The sequence below is a fragment of the Rahnella laticis genome (assembly GCF_015644585.1).
Classification (GTDB): Bacteria; Pseudomonadota; Gammaproteobacteria; order Enterobacterales; family Enterobacteriaceae; genus Rahnella; species Rahnella laticis.
The window spans coordinates 338,877-355,833 of the sequence record NZ_JADOBI010000003.1; the positions used below are offsets into that span (position 1 = coordinate 338,877).

The 16,957-nt window shown below is 51.8% G+C and carries 17 protein-coding genes; 10 read left to right on the forward strand and 7 right to left on the reverse strand.

What is annotated here, in order from left to right:
* Positions 1-118: 118 nt before the first annotated feature.
* Complete coding sequence (locus tag IV433_RS07830; RefSeq protein ID WP_195813738.1) at positions 119-1,555, forward strand: MFS transporter; 1,437 nt, start codon at positions 119-121, stop codon at positions 1,553-1,555.
* Positions 1,548-2,528, forward strand: a complete 981-nt coding sequence (locus IV433_RS07835) for a glycoside hydrolase family 43 protein (protein WP_195813737.1) — start codon at positions 1,548-1,550, stop codon at positions 2,526-2,528. Before IV433_RS07830 ends, IV433_RS07835 begins: the two co-directional genes overlap by 8 nt.
* A 72-nt stretch (positions 2,529-2,600) precedes the next feature.
* On the opposite strand, the gene ampE is transcribed toward IV433_RS07835, so the two are convergent.
* Both ampE and ampD read right to left on the reverse strand, forming a co-directional pair.
* Positions 2,601-3,455: a beta-lactamase regulator AmpE gene (gene ampE, locus IV433_RS07840; RefSeq protein ID WP_195813736.1), complete on the reverse strand. Its 855-nt coding sequence runs from the start codon at positions 3,453-3,455 to the stop codon at positions 2,601-2,603.
* A gap of 56 nt (positions 3,456-3,511) precedes the next feature.
* Positions 3,512-4,084, reverse strand: coding sequence for a 1,6-anhydro-N-acetylmuramyl-L-alanine amidase AmpD (ampD, locus tag IV433_RS07845; RefSeq protein WP_195813735.1), 573 nt, complete (start codon positions 4,082-4,084; stop codon positions 3,512-3,514).
* Between the two features lie 94 nt (positions 4,085-4,178).
* On the opposite strand from ampD, the gene nadC reads away from it, so the two are divergent.
* From nadC to hofC, 4 genes are all read left to right on the forward strand, one after another.
* Positions 4,179-5,072, forward strand: coding sequence for a carboxylating nicotinate-nucleotide diphosphorylase (gene nadC / locus IV433_RS07850; protein WP_195813734.1), 894 nt, complete (start codon positions 4,179-4,181; stop codon positions 5,070-5,072).
* Between the two features lie 292 nt (positions 5,073-5,364).
* Positions 5,365-5,814, forward strand: coding sequence for a prepilin peptidase-dependent pilin (ppdD, locus tag IV433_RS07855; protein WP_195813733.1), 450 nt, complete (start codon positions 5,365-5,367; stop codon positions 5,812-5,814).
* Entirely contained in the window at positions 5,811-7,307 is a 1,497-nt protein-coding gene (gspE, locus tag IV433_RS07860) for a type II secretion system protein GspE (protein ID WP_195813732.1), read from the forward strand. The genes ppdD and gspE overlap by 4 nt, the downstream gene beginning before the upstream one ends.
* Complete coding sequence (gene hofC, locus IV433_RS07865; RefSeq protein WP_195813731.1) at positions 7,304-8,524, forward strand: protein transport protein HofC; 1,221 nt, start codon at positions 7,304-7,306, stop codon at positions 8,522-8,524. The genes gspE and hofC overlap by 4 nt, the downstream gene beginning before the upstream one ends.
* Before the next feature lie 59 nt (positions 8,525-8,583).
* Here the strand turns inward: hofC and IV433_RS07870 are convergent, their stop codons facing one another.
* Positions 8,584-9,627 (reverse strand): GMP reductase, encoded by a 1,044-nt coding sequence (locus IV433_RS07870; RefSeq protein ID WP_195813730.1) that lies wholly within the window; start codon positions 9,625-9,627, stop codon positions 8,584-8,586.
* 262 nt (positions 9,628-9,889) lie between these two features.
* Here IV433_RS07870 and coaE point away from each other — a divergent pair, with 262 nt between their 5' ends.
* Genes coaE through yacG form a run of 3 tightly spaced genes read left to right on the forward strand, consistent with a single transcriptional unit; the run spans position 9,890 to position 11,477 of the window.
* Positions 9,890-10,519 carry a dephospho-CoA kinase gene (coaE, locus tag IV433_RS07875; RefSeq protein WP_195813729.1) on the forward strand — a complete coding sequence of 210 codons (630 nt, stop codon included), beginning with the start codon at positions 9,890-9,892 and terminating at the stop codon, positions 10,517-10,519.
* Complete coding sequence (zapD, locus tag IV433_RS07880) at positions 10,512-11,264, forward strand: cell division protein ZapD (protein WP_152325119.1); 753 nt, start codon at positions 10,512-10,514, stop codon at positions 11,262-11,264. The genes coaE and zapD overlap by 8 nt, the downstream gene beginning before the upstream one ends.
* A gap of 9 nt (positions 11,265-11,273) precedes the next feature.
* Positions 11,274-11,477, forward strand: a complete 204-nt coding sequence (gene yacG / locus IV433_RS07885) for a DNA gyrase inhibitor YacG (protein WP_152325120.1) — start codon at positions 11,274-11,276, stop codon at positions 11,475-11,477.
* A gap of 79 nt (positions 11,478-11,556) precedes the next feature.
* Here yacG and mutT read toward each other — a convergent pair whose 3' ends face one another.
* The 3 genes from mutT to secM form a co-directional block, all read right to left on the reverse strand.
* Positions 11,557-11,958 (reverse strand): 8-oxo-dGTP diphosphatase MutT, encoded by a 402-nt coding sequence (gene mutT / locus IV433_RS07890; RefSeq protein WP_195813728.1) that lies wholly within the window; start codon positions 11,956-11,958, stop codon positions 11,557-11,559.
* A gap of 113 nt (positions 11,959-12,071) precedes the next feature.
* Positions 12,072-14,789, reverse strand: coding sequence for a preprotein translocase subunit SecA (gene secA, locus IV433_RS07895; protein ID WP_195813727.1), 2,718 nt, complete (start codon positions 14,787-14,789; stop codon positions 12,072-12,074).
* Between the two features lie 80 nt (positions 14,790-14,869).
* Entirely contained in the window at positions 14,870-15,397 is a 528-nt protein-coding gene (gene secM / locus IV433_RS07900; protein WP_195813726.1) for a secA translation cis-regulator SecM, read from the reverse strand.
* 26 nt (positions 15,398-15,423) lie between these two features.
* Here secM and IV433_RS07905 point away from each other — a divergent pair, with 26 nt between their 5' ends.
* A complete protein-coding gene (locus IV433_RS07905) occupies positions 15,424-15,948 on the forward strand; it encodes a DUF721 domain-containing protein (protein ID WP_152325124.1) in 525 nt (174 codons plus the stop codon).
* 15 nt (positions 15,949-15,963) lie between these two features.
* On the opposite strand, the gene lpxC is transcribed toward IV433_RS07905, so the two are convergent.
* A complete protein-coding gene (gene lpxC / locus IV433_RS07910; RefSeq protein ID WP_152325125.1) occupies positions 15,964-16,881 on the reverse strand; it encodes a UDP-3-O-acyl-N-acetylglucosamine deacetylase in 918 nt (305 codons plus the stop codon).
* Positions 16,882-16,957: the final 76 nt, after the last annotated feature.

Here is a 16,957-nt window from a genome sequence, read left to right on the forward strand (position 1 = left end):
ATCGTCCATCTTCATGACTCTTACCTCCTGACTCCTCTTCGCCTCTCCAGCCAATACTCAACGCTATCAAACAGTTTTTTAACAACTTACCTTTTTAACCAATAGCCGGAGAACATCCATGAAGGAAGGCGCGCTGTCGTTCAAAGAGAAAGTAGCGTACGGAATGGGAGATGCGGGCTGCAATATGATTGGCGGCGCCATCATGCTGTTTCTCAATTATTTTTATACTGACGTTTTCGGCCTTGCCCCGGCGCTGGTCGGCGTATTGCTGTTGTCGGTGCGTATTATCGACGCCGTTACTGACCCGATAATGGGGGCGATTGCTGACCGCACCACCACCCGCTGGGGCCGGTTCCGTCCGTATTTGTTATGGATATCGGTGCCCTACGTTCTGTTCAGCGTACTGATGTTTACCACGCCGGAATGGAGCTACAACAGCAAAGTTATCTATGCTTTCATCACCTATTTCCTGATGTCGCTGACTTATACCGCCATCAATATTCCGTACTGCTCGCTCGGCGGCGTGATCACCGCCGACCCGCACGAACGCGTCGCCTGCCAGTCTTACCGCTTCTTTATGGTCGGTATTGCCACACTGATTTTGTCGTCTACCCTGCTGCCCATGGCCGATTTCTTCGGCGGCGCTGACAAAGCTAAGGGCTACCAGATGTCGATGGGCGTGATGGCAATCATCGCGCTGTTTATGTTCCTGTTCTGCTTCAGTTCAGTGAAAGAACGCATACAGCCTGCCGTGCCGTCCAAACACGCCTTAAAATCCGACCTGAAAGACGTGTGGAAAAACGACCAGTGGGTTCGCATTCTGCTGCTGACTTTTTGTAATGTCTGCCCCGGCTTCATCCGCATGGCGGCTACCATGTATTACGTCACCTGGGTGATGGAAAAATCGACGTCATTCGCCAGTATGTTTATCAGCCTCGGCGTAGTCGGCATGATGATTGGCAGCGCCCTGGCGAAACCGCTGACGGACAAATACTGCAAACTGAAAGTCTTCTTCTGGGCCAATATCATCCTGACCATTTTCTCCTGCGGGTTCTATTTCCTCGACCCGCACGCCACAACGCTGATCCTGGTGGCTTACTTTGTCCTGAACATCATGCATCAGCTCCCTTCGCCGCTGCACTGGTCGCTGATGGCCGACGTGGATGACTACGGCGAATGGAAAACCGGTAAACGCGTCACCGGGATCAGCTTCTCCGGCAACCTGTTCTTCCTGAAATGCGGGCTGGCCGTGGCGGGTGCGATGGTCGGATTCCTGCTCTCCGCTTACGGCTACAACGCCGGTGCGGCGCAACAAAGTGACCACGCCATCAACGGGATTGTGCTGCTGTTTACCGTCATTCCCGGCGTCGGTTATCTCATTACGGCGGGGGTTGTACGCCTGCTGAAAGTGGATCGCGAAACCATGCGGACAATTCAGGCTGATCTGGAAATTCGCCGTCGCAACTACCGCGAACTCAATGAATATCATGATGAAAAACAGGCGCAAGAACTTGCCTCTGCCCCCCTTCACAGCAAGGAGCTGAAACATGAGTAATTACCCGAATCCGCTGATTGAACAGCGCGCGGATCCTCACATCTGGCTGCACAGCGATGGCCACTATTACTTTATTGCCTCGGTTCCGGAATATGACCGGCTTGAAATCCGGCGTTCGTCAACGCTGACGGGGCTGGCCGACGCACCTGCCACCGTGGTCTGGCAGAAACCCGATACCGGCCCGATGAGCGCACTGATTTGGGCGCCTGAACTGCATTTCATTGACGGAAAATGGGTAATTTATTACGCCGCTGCGCCCTCGCAGGACATCGTTGATGGACTATTCCAGCACCGCATGTATGCGGTGGTGTGTGAAGATGCCGATCCGCTCACGGGAAAATGGGTGGAGAAAGGCCGGATCCAGACGCCAATCGACAGTTTCTCGCTTGATGCAACGCACTTTGACCATCAGGGAAAAAGCTATTATCTGTGGGCGCAAAAAGACCCGGCTATTCGGGGTAACTCTAATTTGTACATTGCCGAAATGGAGGATCCGTGGACGCTGAAATCACCGCCCGTCATGCTCAGCAAACCTGAACTGGACTGGGAAATTATCGGCTTTTGGGTAAATGAAGGCCCGGCAGTGATTAAGCACGGCGATAAAATTTTCATTACTTATTCCGCCAGCGCGACCGATGAAAATTACTGTATCGGGCTGCTCTCTGCAGACACCGGCAGCAATCTGCTCGATGCGGCAGCGTGGCATAAATCGCCACGACCGGTATTCACCACACATAAGCAAAACAGGCAGTTTGGCCCCGGTCACAACAGCTTTACGCGCAACGAACAGGGCGAAGACGTGCTGGTTTACCATGCCCGAAATTACACTGAAATTGAGGGCGACCCGCTGTATGACCCGAACCGTCATACCCGGATTAAAACCTTCGTCTGGGATGAAAACGGACTGCCGGACTTTGGCGTTCCCGCCCCGGATAACCGGCCACTGACGTTGCAAAAAAACACGGCGCAATAAAAACAAAAAGCCCGGCAACAGAAATGTGCCGGGCTTTTTTAATGCGTGCTTTTACTTTGCGATAAACAGGCCTTAAATCAGCGCGCCGTAAATCGTCAGAACCGCGACCACAACCAGAATAATCATGGTGACCTTGCGCGCCAGACCCACTGCGGCGCGAGGCGTCTGAACGGGATCCAGATGCGGATCACGCGCCAATGAGAACTGCGCCAGCCGTGTCAGCACCTGATACTGCGAAGAATGAATATCGCCGAGCGAAGCAAACCACGCCGGTAACGCTTTCTCACCGTGCCCGAGCAGCGCATACGCCGCACCGGCAAGACGAACGGGGATCCAGTCAAGAACGTGCAACAGGCTGTCGACGCCGGACTGCGAACGTTTGAGTGGCGTCATGTGACGCGCCAGCCAGGTCTGATAACCTCGCAGAACGGCATATCCGCCCAGCGCAACAGGTCCGTAAGGCCCGCAGACCACAAACCAGAACAACGGCCCGAGATAATAACGGTAGTTTATCCACAAGAGCGCATTTTGCAGTTCTCGCAAACGGGCTTCTTCCGTGCAATCACTCGGTAAACCGTGGATCAGCGCCAGCTCTTCCGCCATCTCTTTACAGGCGTCCGCATCTCCCTGACGGGCAGATTTCAAATAGGCACGGTAATGTTTGCGTTTGATGCCTGCGCCGATGCACAGCAGACACAAAATCACCCAGATAACGAGGGAAGGCACACCAAAGAATAACCCGTGCAAGGCACGTAAGATGGCCCAGATAATCGCCATCCAGACAATCATAATCGCCAGCGTTTTGACTAAAGAAGTCTGCCGCCCGCGACGGAAAATGAACTCAAACCGATGATCCAACTGCCAGTGTTCACCCAGTTTGAACAACCGCTCCCAAGCCAGCACCAGCAGCAAAGTAAATAACGTCATCGACTATCACTCTCTCTCTACACATTCTTAAAACAAAAAAACCGGCGCCTTTTCACTCACTGGTCAGAAGGCTCATTTTGCCCTACCGGCGATGCCAACAGCTTGCGATAAAATGCCCAGTCGAACTCAGGTCCGGGATCAGTTTTACGCCCCGGAGCAATATCGCTGTGCCCGGTAATGGCGTCCAGACTAATCGGATAGTGCTTAATTAACAAGCCGGTAACGTCCGCAAGGCTGCGATACTGCGCTTGCGTAAAGGGCACAAAATCGGTGCCTTCCAGCTCAATACCAATCGAGAAATCATTGCAGCGCTCACGCCCGCGCCAGCTGGAAACACCGGCATGCCACGCGCGTTTATCAAATGGAACATACTGAACAATCTCGCCATCTCGTCGGATCAGGCAATGTGCCGCTACGCGCAGCTGGTGGATCCCTTCAAAGTAAGGATCATCCTGCGGATCCAGCGTACCGGTAAATAATTGATCAATATAAGGACCACCAAACTTTCCAGGTGGCAGGCTGATGTTATGGACGACCAGCAAAGAAGGGATCTCGTCGTCAGGACGGAGATCAAAATGAGGGGAAACGACCTGCCGGGCTCCGGCAATCCTGCCATGTTCTAAGTGCATCAAAGGCCTCAATGATGTGCTTGTGTGGTACTTATCACAGCAACAGGGTAGCATGTTTTTTTGTCCTTCTTATCCGCCATTTCGGAGTATTTGTATGTCTACACGCAGCTACAGCCCTGAAAGTCGCCGCGCACAGTTACTCGAACGTATCCAGCATGATATCCCCGCCATTGTGACTCAGGCGCTTGGCGAAGACCTCGGGGGCGAGGCCAACGCTAACAACGACTTAACCGCACAACTTCTGCCGCAGGATAAAGATGCGAGCGCGACGATCATCACCCGCGAAGCCGGTATTTTTTGCGGACAACGCTGGCTGGATGAAGTCTTCCACCAACTGGCCGGTGATAAAGTTTCTGTAAAATGGCACGTCAAAGACGGCGATGTTGTTTCTGAAAATCAGAAATTGTGTGAGCTGACCGGCTCTGCGCGCATGCTGCTGACCGGCGAACGCACCGCACTTAATTTCGTCCAGACACTCTCAGGCGTGGCTACCGAAGTAAATCACTACGTAAAAATCCTCGAAGGCACCAAAACCCGGTTGCTGGACACGCGCAAAACCTTGCCGGGTCTGCGTACAGCGCTGAAATATGCCGTCCTGTGCGGTGGCGGAAGCAACCATCGTCTCGGCCTGGCCGATGCATTTCTTATTAAAGAAAACCACATTATTGCCTGTGGCTCGATTAAAGCTGCCGTTGAACGCGCATTGTGGATCCACGCAGATGTTCCTGTTGAAGTGGAAGTGGAATCACTCGACGAACTTCAGCAGGCGCTGGATGCCGGCGCTGACATTATTATGCTCGATAACTTCACCGTTCCGATGATGCGTGAAGGCGTTGCCCTGACCGCTGGCCGCGCGCTGCTAGAAGTCTCCGGTAACGTCACAGAGAAAACGCTGCGTGAATTTGCCGAAACGGGTGTGGATTACATCTCCGTGGGTGCCCTGACCAAACATGTCCGCGCAATGGATCTCTCAATGCGTTTTAGCTGAGCATTTTGCGCTGTTGCCCCTGAATTCCATTTAAGGGGCAACACGACTTCCCTTCGGTCTATTTCATCTTGCCGCAATACCCTCCCACTCAACACTTCTGACCGCCAGCCTCTTTTTCATTTGTCTTTCATTGCTGAGAGACATGCCGCAAAAGTTTTGACGCGTTTGTCGTCTCCGGTAAAGACCGTGGAAGGCATCCTGGAAAACTCACCAAAGGCACTGGCAGAAATTTTCTTCCCCATTTAGTTTGCTGCCGAGCAACAACCCAGCAGCCTCACAAATGGAGAACGCCATGCAACGGCAACAAGGATTTACCCTCATTGAACTGATGGTCGTGATCGCAATTATTGCGATTCTGAGCGCCATTGGTATTCCCGCTTACCAAAGTTACATCCAGAAAGCCGCAATGACCGACATGCTGCAAACCATGGTGCCGTATAAAACCGGCATCGAACTGTGCGTCATTGATACCGGCTCATTAAGCAGCTGCAACGCAGGCAGCGAAGGCATCCCGGCAGCCGCCACCAGCCGTTATGTCAGTAAAACGCAGGTCACTGCTGGCGTGATTTCACTGACCGGCCAGCAGGCACTCAACGGGCTAAGCGTCGTCATGACCCCATCCGTGGATGCTCAGGCCGGCGGCATTATCTGGAACCGCACCTGCACCAGCGCCGGCAATGCCGCGATGGTGGAAGCCTGCGAAAGCGTTTTCCGCTTTGATACCACGGGAGCCGTAAAATGACCGATACCCCGCTCAATCCTGTTTCACCCACAGATAGCGAAAGGCAGCACAGCGACGCCTCGCTGGACGCCCTTTGTCAGCGTTACAAAGCCATCATTGTGCATCGCGATAAACAGACGATCCGCGTTGCCTGTCATGAAGCGGAAGCTGAGACAGAAACGCTGAGTAACGTGCTGCGCTTTGCCAGCGGATTGAAAGTTCAGGTGGAACGCTGGCCGCAGGCCAGAATGGAACAACACAAGGAAAAGAGCCCGACGCAAATGAAGCCGGAATCCGCCACCGGGGGACAATCCCCGTCAACTGGTGGTACTGAAGATAATGCGCTGAATGACCAAAGCGATGCGCCGGTGGTAAATGTCCTCAACCAGATTCTGCGGCAGGCAATCAGCCGCAGGGCGTCGGATATCCATTTTGAACCCTACGAAAATAGTTTCCGCGTACGGGTGAGAATTGACGGCGTGTTGCAGGAAATCCCTGGTCCTGAATTTTCGATGGCAGCGGGTGTTTGCGCGCGGCTCAAAATCATGGGGCAGCTTAACGTCGCCGAGCGTCGTTTGCCGCAGGACGGCCAGCTTTCCGTCATGCTGCAAAATCAGCGTTATTCAATGCGTGTCTCTTCCCTGCCCACCCTGCATGGTGAAAAAATCGTTCTGAGGATCCTGCACATGACCCAGCAGGATCTGGCGATGTCTCAGTTAGGCTTCACGCTGCGCGATTTGGAATACTTTAAAGCCGCGCTCAAGCATCCGCAGGGGCTGATCCTCGTGACAGGGCCGACAGGCAGCGGCAAAACGGTGACGCTTTACAGCGGATTGCGCCATCTCAACGCCATCACACGCAATATCAGCAGCGTTGAAGATCCGGTTGAAATCCCGGTCAGTGGCATCAATCAAACGCAGATCAACAGCAAGACGGATCTGAGTTTTGCCAGCGTTCTGCGTGCATTGTTGCGACAGGATCCGGATGTGATCATGGTCGGCGAAATTCGTGATAGAGAAACGGCTGAGATCGCCGTTAAAGCCGCGCAGACCGGCCATCTGGTGCTTTCCACGCTGCATACCAACTCAACGTGCGAAACACTTACCCGGCTGCGGCAGATGGGCATTGAAGGTTTCCATATCGCAGCCAGTTTGCGTCTGGTCATTGCCCAAAGGTTGGTGCGAAAACTGTGTCCGCACTGCCGGAAGCCACATCTGTCTCTGGTCGTAAACGGGCCGGACGGCAACAGCGGGCCCGCACCAATGTGGCGGGCAGCGGGCTGCAATCAATGCTTTTCCGGCTATTACGGCAGGATGGGGATTTACGAAATACTGAACATCACTCCCCGCCTCCAGCAGGCACTGGTGGCCGATGCCAGTGTCAGCGAGCTGAGTAAAATCGCCCGTGAACAGGGGCAAAAGACATTACAGGAAGCGGGAATGTTGCTGGTTGAACAAGGTATCACCTCACTTGAAGAGCTTTACCGGGTGACCGGCGAAGGTCATTGCGCATGAGTGAAACGCCAGTGATCGCTCCAAAATGGCGGCTTTTTCACTGGCAGGCTATTGATACTCTGGGAAGCATCCAGCAAGGCGATGTCATTGAGATAAACAAAGACAGCATTTATCAGCAACTTTTCGTTGCGGGTTTGCAACCAATGAAGATCACAATGATCCGGCGCCTGACGGCCGGTTATTGGAAAAACCAGGAGCGTATTTCCGTTGTCAGGCAACTCGCCACACTGCTACAGGCTGGATTGCCGCTGGTCAGCAGCCTGGCGCTGCTGGCAAACGAACATCCGAAACCCGCCTGGCACTGTGTTTTGCATAACGTGGCGAAAGGCGTCAGGGAAGGTAAACCGTTATCGGCAATGTTAAGTGCTTACCCTGACGTTTTCCCGCCGATTTACCGGCAACTCGTTTCTATCGGCGAGCTGACCGGTCAGTTAGACCAATGCTGTTTGCAGCTGGCGGCGCAACAGGAACAACAGGCGCAACTGAAAGCGAAAGTGAAAAAGGCGCTGCGCTATCCGCTGATCGTCAGCGTCATCGCCACCTTCGTCACGCTGTTAATGCTGACGCTGGTTCTGCCGGAATTTGCGAAGATCTATGCCACCTTCGATGCGCAGCTGCCCTGGTTTACCCGAATGCTGATAGGCGTATCCGACGTGCTGGTCAGCTCAGGGCCATGGCTGACCGGCATTGTCTCGTGTTGCTGTTTTGGCTATCAGCAAAAGTTGCATCCACACATTCGCTGGAAGTTGCGCGAACAAAAGCTGCTTCTGCGATTACCGCTGACTTCACGGCTGGTCACTGACAGTTGCCTCAGTCAGGTTTTTCAAACGCTGGCGATGACACAACGCGCAGGAATGACGCTGATTGCCGGGCTGGTTGCCGCATCGGCATCTGTGTCAAACTTGCATTTCCAGACAGCACTCGACGTGATTCGCGAAAAAATTATGCAGGGGACGCCTTTGCATAAAGCATTTCAGGATTCACCGTTATTTCCTGCGTTATGTCAGCAGTTGATAAAAATCGGTGAGGAATCCGGAACGCTCGATGAGCTGTTACTTAAACTGGCACAGTTGCATAACAACAAAGCAAATTCGCTGGCGGATACGTTATCTCAAACGATTGAGCCGGTACTGATGGCAGTGATGGGCGTGATTGTTGGCGGATTAGTAATTGCGATGTACTTGCCCATTTTTCAGCTGGGTTCGGTGATGGGATAACGATGGGCGGGGAAAATAATTGCGGCGAAAACGTGTTTCGCCGCAGATAATTTACCGGTTTATTTGCTGCCGAACAGGCGGTTTTCCTGCTCTGCGACACGAATAAAGGTAGTACGTTTGGTCAGTTCTTTGAGACGTTCTGCGCCGACATAGGTACAGGCAGAACGCAGGCCGCCAAGAACGTCGCGCACGGTATTTTCGACCGGGCCACGCAAAGGCAGTTTTACAGTTTTGCCTTCCGCAGCACGATATTCAGCGACACCGCCAACGTGGCGTTTCATGGCCGATTCTGAGCTCATTCCGTAGAAGAGCATGAATTTCTCGCCATTTTCTTCAACAACGGTGCCTTCACATTCTTCGTGTGCTGCCAGCATACCGCCAAGCATCACGAAGTCTGCACCGCCGCCGAAAGCTTTAGCAACATCGCCAGGAACGGCGCAACCGCCATCACTGACGATCTGTCCGCCCAGCCCGTGAGCGGCATCTGCGCATTCGATAACGGCAGAAAGTTGCGGATAGCCCACACCGGTTTTCACACGCGTGGTACACACAGAACCCGGGCCGATACCGACTTTAACGATATCTGCGCCAGAAAGAATCAGCTCTTCGACCATTTCGCCTGTGACCACGTTACCGGCGCAAATAACCTTGTCCGGGCAGGCTTCACGGACGCGTTGAAGGAAACCGACGAAGTGTTCGGAATAACCGTTAGCCACGTCAAGGCAGACAAATTTCAGCAGCGGAGAAAGCGCGAGGATTTGCAGTGTTTTAACAAAATCAGCTTCAGACGTGCCGGTCGACACCATCACATTTTTTAAAACTGACTCTTCAGCGGAGGTGATGAAAGCCTGCCATTGCTCAACGCTGTAATGCTTATGCACCGCCGTCAGCAAACCAAAAGACGCCAGTACCGTTGCCATGCGGAAAGTACCTACTGTGTCCATATTGGCAGCAATAATCGGCGTGCCTGACCAGCTGATACCAGAGTGTTTGAATGTGAACGAGCGCTCCAGTTCGACTTCGGAACGGCTTTTGAGGGTAGAACGTTTAGGGCGGATGAGTACGTCTTTAAAACCTAACTTCAAATCTTCTTCAATACGCATGACGGCTTTGTCCTGGTTTGGCGACGGATCGCTAGGGCGTACAACAAATTTTAGACACCCTTTCCAGTGGTTTTATCATACACAGGAAAATGACAACGGCAAGGAAGCTTTTACAACATACATCACAGACTTTTGATTGGGCTGGTGAATAATTTTTCGCATCAAAACCAAGACGACGGCGGCTTGCACTTACTCATAATCTCTTTATCATTTACCTAACTAATTTTATCAGATACCTAACTAATTTTATCAGAGCGCCAGTATGAGCTACGTCGTTGCATTGACCGGAGGTATCGGAAGCGGCAAAAGTACCGTTGCCGAAAGCTTCAGCCGTCATGGCATAAGCATTGTCGATGCAGATATTATTGCCCGCCAGGTTGTAGCGCCAGGTGAGCAGGCGCTGGAAGAACTGGGCAAACGATTTGGCAAAAGTATTATTCTTGCCAATGGCTCGCTGAATCGCCCGGCGTTACGGGAGCGTATTTTTAGTAATCCGCTTGAAAAAGAATGGGTTAATAAATTATTACACCCTATTATTCACACTCGGACACAGCACCTTATTGCGCAGGCCGATACGCCTTATGTGCTTTGGGTGGTGCCGTTGCTGATTGAAAACGGATTGCAAACGCAGGCTGATCGCGTTCTGGTGGTGGACGTCGAGCCACAAATTCAGCTTTCCCGCACCATGTTGCGCGACGGCGTTGACCGCCATCAGGCTGAAAGTATTATTGCCGCGCAGGTGAGTCGTGAAAAACGCCTTGCCTGCGCGGATGACATTATTGATAACAGCGGAGATCCTCAAACGATCGAACCGCGTGTTGCCCAATTACATCGCTGCTATCTGAAACTGGCAGCGGGCGAAAACAGACAGGATATTGCCAAGCATGACTGATGTAGCTGCAACCGTTCTTTTTGAACATCCTCTGAATGAAAAAATGCGTACCTGGTTGCGTATCGAATTCCTGCTACAGCAGATGCACGCGAATGCACAAATTACTGCTGCGGCTTCCGCCCTGCTGTTCTTTCGCACCGCGTCTGATTTACTGGACGTGCTGGAGCGCGGAGAAGTCCGTACTGATTTGCTGAAAGAGCTGGAACGCCAGCAACAGAAATTATCCCAATGGCAGGATGTTCCGGGGGTAGATGCGTCGCGGATTGACGGATTGCGTGCCGAACTGAAACAGTGCGCTTCCGTATTGATGAAAGCACCGCGAATCGGTCAGGCTCTTAAAGAAGATCGTCTGATTGCTTTGGTTCGTCAGCGTCAGAGTATTCCCGGCGGTTGCTGTAGTTTTGATTTGCCGACGCTGCATATCTGGCTACATCTGGCTCAATCCCAGCGCGACAGCGAAGTCCAGAACTGGCTTGAAACACTGGCGCCGCTCAACAACTCACTCACGATGGTGCTGGGTTTAATTCGCCAGTCCGGCGCTTTTCGTAATCAAATCAGCCTGAATGGTTTTTTCCAGGATAACGCAGAAGGTGCAGATCTGTTACGCTTGCGCCTCTCGTTGGAAAACCTGCTTTACCCGCAAGTTTCCGGGCACAAAACCCGTTATGCCATTCGCTTCTTACCGCTGGACAGCGAGCATGGCGTGGTTCCGGCACGACTGAATTTTGAACTTGCCTGCTGCTAGGAGTTGCAAATGGATCCCGAAATTATTGAAGTAAATTGCCCGACGTGTAACAAGACGGTGGTCTGGGGCGAAGAAAGCCCTTATCGTCCTTTTTGTTCCAAGCGCTGCCAGCTTATCGATCTCGGTGAGTGGGCCGACGAAGAGAAACGCATTCCGAGTAAAGGGGATGTGAATGATCTGGATGACTGGAGTGAAGAAGAGATTTCACACTGACTTCCGGCAGATGTCGCAGACACCAAAGTTTAAAAAGGGGCATAGCCCCTTTTTTGTGGGCGCTCTGATGCCCGGAAAATCAGAATTCGTTGTTTTTCAGAGCGTTTACGACAGCTTCGTTGGCCGGAGGAAATTCTTCCGCTTTCAGGTCTGACTGTTTAACCCAGCGCTTTGGTTGCCCTTCTTTTCCATATGGCTCGCCCTGCCAATCTTCCACCAGAAAGAAGTAAAGCGTGATTATGCGATCCGGGAACCGGTGCTCAAGCGTTTTCAGTAAAACAGGGGCTTTCGCCTCAATGCCCACTTCTTCCTGCAACTCACGAATGACAGCCTGCTCAGGCGTTTCACCCGCTTCTATTTTACCGCCCGGAAATTCCCAGAACCCTGCCATGTGCGAAGACGCATCACGTTGAGTAATAAAGATTTCTTTACCGGAATTCCGGATAATACCGGCTGCGATATTCAGTTGTTTAAGCGTCACTTTTCCACCTATTGACTGACTATAATGACTGTCTTATATAAGGATTTTTTAGACAAAAATAAAGGCGGTGATTAGCCGCCTTTAAGATTAACACGATGACTTAGCCTGAGATCTTACTTTTGCAGGCGGCCATGGCATTGTTTGTATTTCTTACCGGAACCACACGGGCAGAGATCGTTACGGCCGACTTTACGCTCGCCGGATGCGGCAAGGCGTGCAGCTTCAGCCACTTCAATTTCCTGCTGATCCTGATGGCTCAGCTGCTGCTGACGGGCCAGATGCTCGGCTTCTTCGCGGCGCTGAATTTCCATTGCTTCAATTTCTTCAGGCATACGAACCTGAACTTTGCTCAGCACGCTGACCACTTCATATTTCAGTGATTCCAGCATGGCGGCAAACATAGCAAAGGATTCGCGTTTGTATTCCTGCTTAGGATCTTTCTGCGCATAACCCCGTAAATGGATGCCCTGACGCAAGTAGTCCATTGCGGCCAGATGCTCTTTCCACAGGGAATCAAGCGTTTGCAGCATCACGCCTTTCTCGAAGTTACGCATCATTTCTGCGCCAACCACTTCTTCTTTGCGGGCGTAAGATTCTTTCGCGATTTCCATAATACGTTCGCGCAGGGTTTCTTCATGCAATTCAGGCTCTTTATCCAGCCATTCTGCAATCGGCATTTCCAGCTCGAAATCTTGTTTCAGGCGATCCTGAAGACCCTGAACATCCCACATTTCTTCCAGAGATTGCGGCGGAATGTAGCTGTCGATAGTCGCCTTGAACACGTCCTCACGGATGCTGGCGATGGTTTCGCTGACATCAGACACGTCCAGCAATTCGTTACGCTGGCTGTAGATCGCACGGCGCTGATCGCTGGCGACATCATCGTATTCCAGCAATTGCTTACGAATATCAAAGTTACGGCTTTCAACTTTACGCTGAGCATTGGCAATCGCTTTGGTCACCCAAGGGTGCTCAATCGCTTCGCCCGGTTTCATACCCAGTTTACGCATCATGCTCGACACACGGTCAGACGCAAAGATACGCATCAGGGCATCTTCCATAGACAGATAGAAGCGTGATGAACCGGCATCACCCTGACGACCTGCACGGCCGCGCAGCTGGTTATCGATACGGCGTGATTCGTGACGCTCAGTACCGATAATGTGCAAACCACCGGAAGCCAGAACCGCATCGTGGCGAATCTGCCAGGCTGCTTTGATTTCTGCGATTTTTTCGTCGGTCGCTTCTTCGCCGAGGTTTTCAACTTCGACCTGCCAGCTGCCGCCCAGCACGATATCGGTACCACGACCGGCCATGTTAGTTGCGATGGTTACCGCGCTTGGCTGACCAGCCTGTGCGACGATATCTGCTTCTTTTGCGTGGAACTTGGCGTTCAGAACGCTGTGCGCGATGCCCGCTTTAGTCAGTTCGTTGGAAACAACTTCGGATTTTTCAATCGAAATGGTACCCACCAGAACCGGCTGGCCTTTGGCAGTACACTGACGGATATCTTCGATAATCGCCCCAATTTTTTCCATTTCAGTCATGTACACCAAATCGGCCATGTCTTTACGCACCATAGGGCGGTTCGTTGGCACAACGATGGTATCCAGTTTGTAAATGGAGCTGAATTCGAACGCTTCAGTATCCGCAGTACCGGTCATACCGGCCAGTTTTTCATACAGACGGAAGTAGTTCTGGAAAGTAATTGAAGCCAGCGTCTGGTTTTCGTTTTGAATATCTACGCCTTCTTTCGCTTCGACTGCCTGATGCAAACCATCAGACCAGCGACGCCCCTGCATGGTACGACCGGTGTGTTCGTCAACGATGATAACTTCACCGTCTTTCACGATGTAATCGACATCGCGGGTGAACAACACGTGCGCACGCAGCGCAGCGGTGACGTGGTGCATCAGCATAATGTTGGTCGGGGAATACAGAGATTCACCCTCTTCCATAATGCCTGCCTCAACCAGCATTTCTTCGATCAGAACCAGACCGCGTTCGGTCAGATGAACCTGACGCGCTTTCTCATCCACGGAGAAGTGGCCTTCACCCTGGAAGGTGTCGGAATCTTCTTTTTCCTGACGGATCAGTTTAGGGATCAGTTTGTCCACGCGGGTGTACATCTCTGAGCTGTCTTCTGCCGGACCGGAAATGATCAGCGGAGTACGAGCTTCATCGATCAGGATGGAGTCAACCTCATCCACCAGCGCGTAGTGCAGTTTGCGCTGAACGCGTTCTTCAGGGCTGAAAGCCATGTTGTCGCGCAGGTAGTCAAAGCCGTATTCGTTGTTTGTACCGTAAGTGATGTCGGCAGCGTAAGCAGCGCGTTTAGCCGGAGAAGGCATACCCGGCAGGTTAATACCGATGCTCAGACCGAGGAACTCAAACAATGGACGGTTATTTTCGGCGTCACGCTGGGCTAAGTAGTCGTTGACGGTTACAACGTGAACGCCTTTACCGCTCAATGCGTTCAGGTAAGCCGGCAGCGTTGCGGTCAGCGTTTTACCTTCACCGGTACGCATTTCCGCGATGCAGCGCTCGTTCAACACCATACCGCCGAGTAACTGGACGTCAAAGTGGCGCATACCGAAGACACGTTTACTCGATTCGCGAACCACTGCAAAGGCTTCCGGGATCAGAGTCTCCAGGACTTCGCCCTTTGCCAGACGCTCACGGAACTCATCGGTTTTAGCTCTCAGTTGCTCGTCGGTCAGCTTCTGAATTTCAGGTTCCATGCGGCCGATAAGGTCCACAACTTTACGCATGCGACGCAGTGTACGATCGTTACGGCTACCAAAAACTTTGGTCAATAATTTGATTAACATGATGCTTAATATCTCTTGGAGGCCACTAAATGTAGCCACTAATTTATTGATTTATAGATAGAGTTTAGATTTACAGTCTGTTAAATCAGGAAGGCAGGGCCGGCACGAATGCCTTGCACCTGTGCTAACCACAGTCCGGTTTGATGCGATGAAGAGAAATTCAGGAAAGGTTGTTGCGTGTGACGAATGATAACCGGTGGTTTGGATTCATGCGTCAGTAATGCATTCAGGGTCACCAGCAGCGCAAGTTGCTGTACGTGAAGAGGTTCTGCTTCCTGCGCGACAATTTCAGGTTGAGCTGCGGTGTAAACCACCTGCGGCGCCAGCGCAAAAGAAAGATGACGGATGACCGTGCGCAGTGCATGCTGCTGCCAGTAATCCACACCGAAAGACGGGCGGCGATTTGCCTGTAGCAACGCGAGGTTACTCAGCCCTGTACTGCCGATGTTAAGTCGGTTTAGACTTGAGGACGTATTGGGAACCGCAGGCAGTTCCGTTTGCGAGAGGTTCGTTGACACGCCAAGGCTCGCCGCGACCATCCCCAACAGGAGATGCGGCCAAAAATACCTTCTGCCAAATTGTCGCCAACGATTTAGAATACCAATCACAAGTTTACAATCCGCCGGAGCCCATCATGCGCGATAGCCGCCCACAATTATTAGATATCCTGTTCGATGATGCCTCTTCTACAGAGCAAAGCCCGCTGCGTATTGTTCAACAGCGTGCTGCGGCGTTATTAAAACTTAACCGCGCAGTGAAAGGTCTGTTACCGGCGCCCATGCAACCATGGTGTCGTGTCGGTAATTATCGACAGGGAGTTTTAGTACTTGAGATAGCTAATGCCAGCTGGATGATGCGCTTACGCTATGAACAACCCGCATTGCTCTCTGCACTTCGAGCGCAAATTCTACCATCATTGTCGTCAATCGACATCAGGATTAATCCTTCGCTCATGGCGAAAATGGAAAATGCTTCGCAGATTGCGGTTAAAAATAAAGCGATCGCATCTGAATCCATGCCGGTCAGACATTTGAGTGCGCAGAGTGCGGAAGAATTAAGAGGGCTGGCGAGCCGTAGCCCGGAAAAACTCAGAAAGGCATTAGAACGACTGGCTGAATTGGCCGGAGAGGGTGCCAAAACAACCAGTCGTAATAAGTAATGATATCAGTACCGATTACGCCAATACTGTGGAAGGTGCTTTAAAAGCCAGAGGCATTTCAGCTTCATCCTGGAAGGTAACTAATTCCCAGGCTTCCTGCTTAGCCAGTACCGCTTGCAATAACTTGTTGTTCAACGCATGGCCAGACTTGAATGCGGTAAACGCACCAATGATATTATGCCCACACATGAACAGGTCACCGATAGCATCAAGCATTTTGTGACGAACGAATTCATCTTCAAAACGCAGGCCATCTTCGTTAAGCACACGGTAATCATCCACAACAATCGCGCAATCAAAGCTGCCACCCAGGCACAAACCACGTGACTGCAGATACTCGATATCACGCATGAAACCAAAAGTACGTGCGCGGCTGATTTGGCGAACAAATGCTTCTGCGGAGAAGTTCATTTTGTAACGCTGTGAACTGGAATCAATCGCCGGGTGATTGAAGTCGATAGTGAAGTCCAGAGAGAAACCATTGAATGGTTTGAACTCTGCCCACTTATCACCGTCTTCAACACGCACAGTTTCTTTGATGCGCAGAAATTTCTTCGCGCTGTTCAGTTCTTCGATCCCAGCGTCCATCAACAGATAGACGAAAGGCGCAGCGCTACCGTCCATAATCGGCACTTCAGGCGCATCGACTTCGATAACAATGTTATCAATGCCCAGGCCAGCGAGTGCCGCATTAAGGTGTTCAACCGTAGAAATGCGTACGTCATGCTCATTGACCAGGCAAGTACAGAGCATGGTATCACGCACGGATTTTGCATCTGCCGGGAAATCAACCGGTGGATTCAAGTCAGTGCGACGATAGATGACCCCGGTATTTGCCGGTGCAGGACGCAGAGTCAGGGTGACTTTCTTGCCGGTATGCAAACCGACGCCCGTCGCCTGAACGATACGTTTTAATGTACGTTGTTTGATCATCGTATTTATCTCGCAATGTTATCCATCCAACCGACCTAAGCTTACCTTAAGATCGGTGGGACAGTTTAGCACAAAG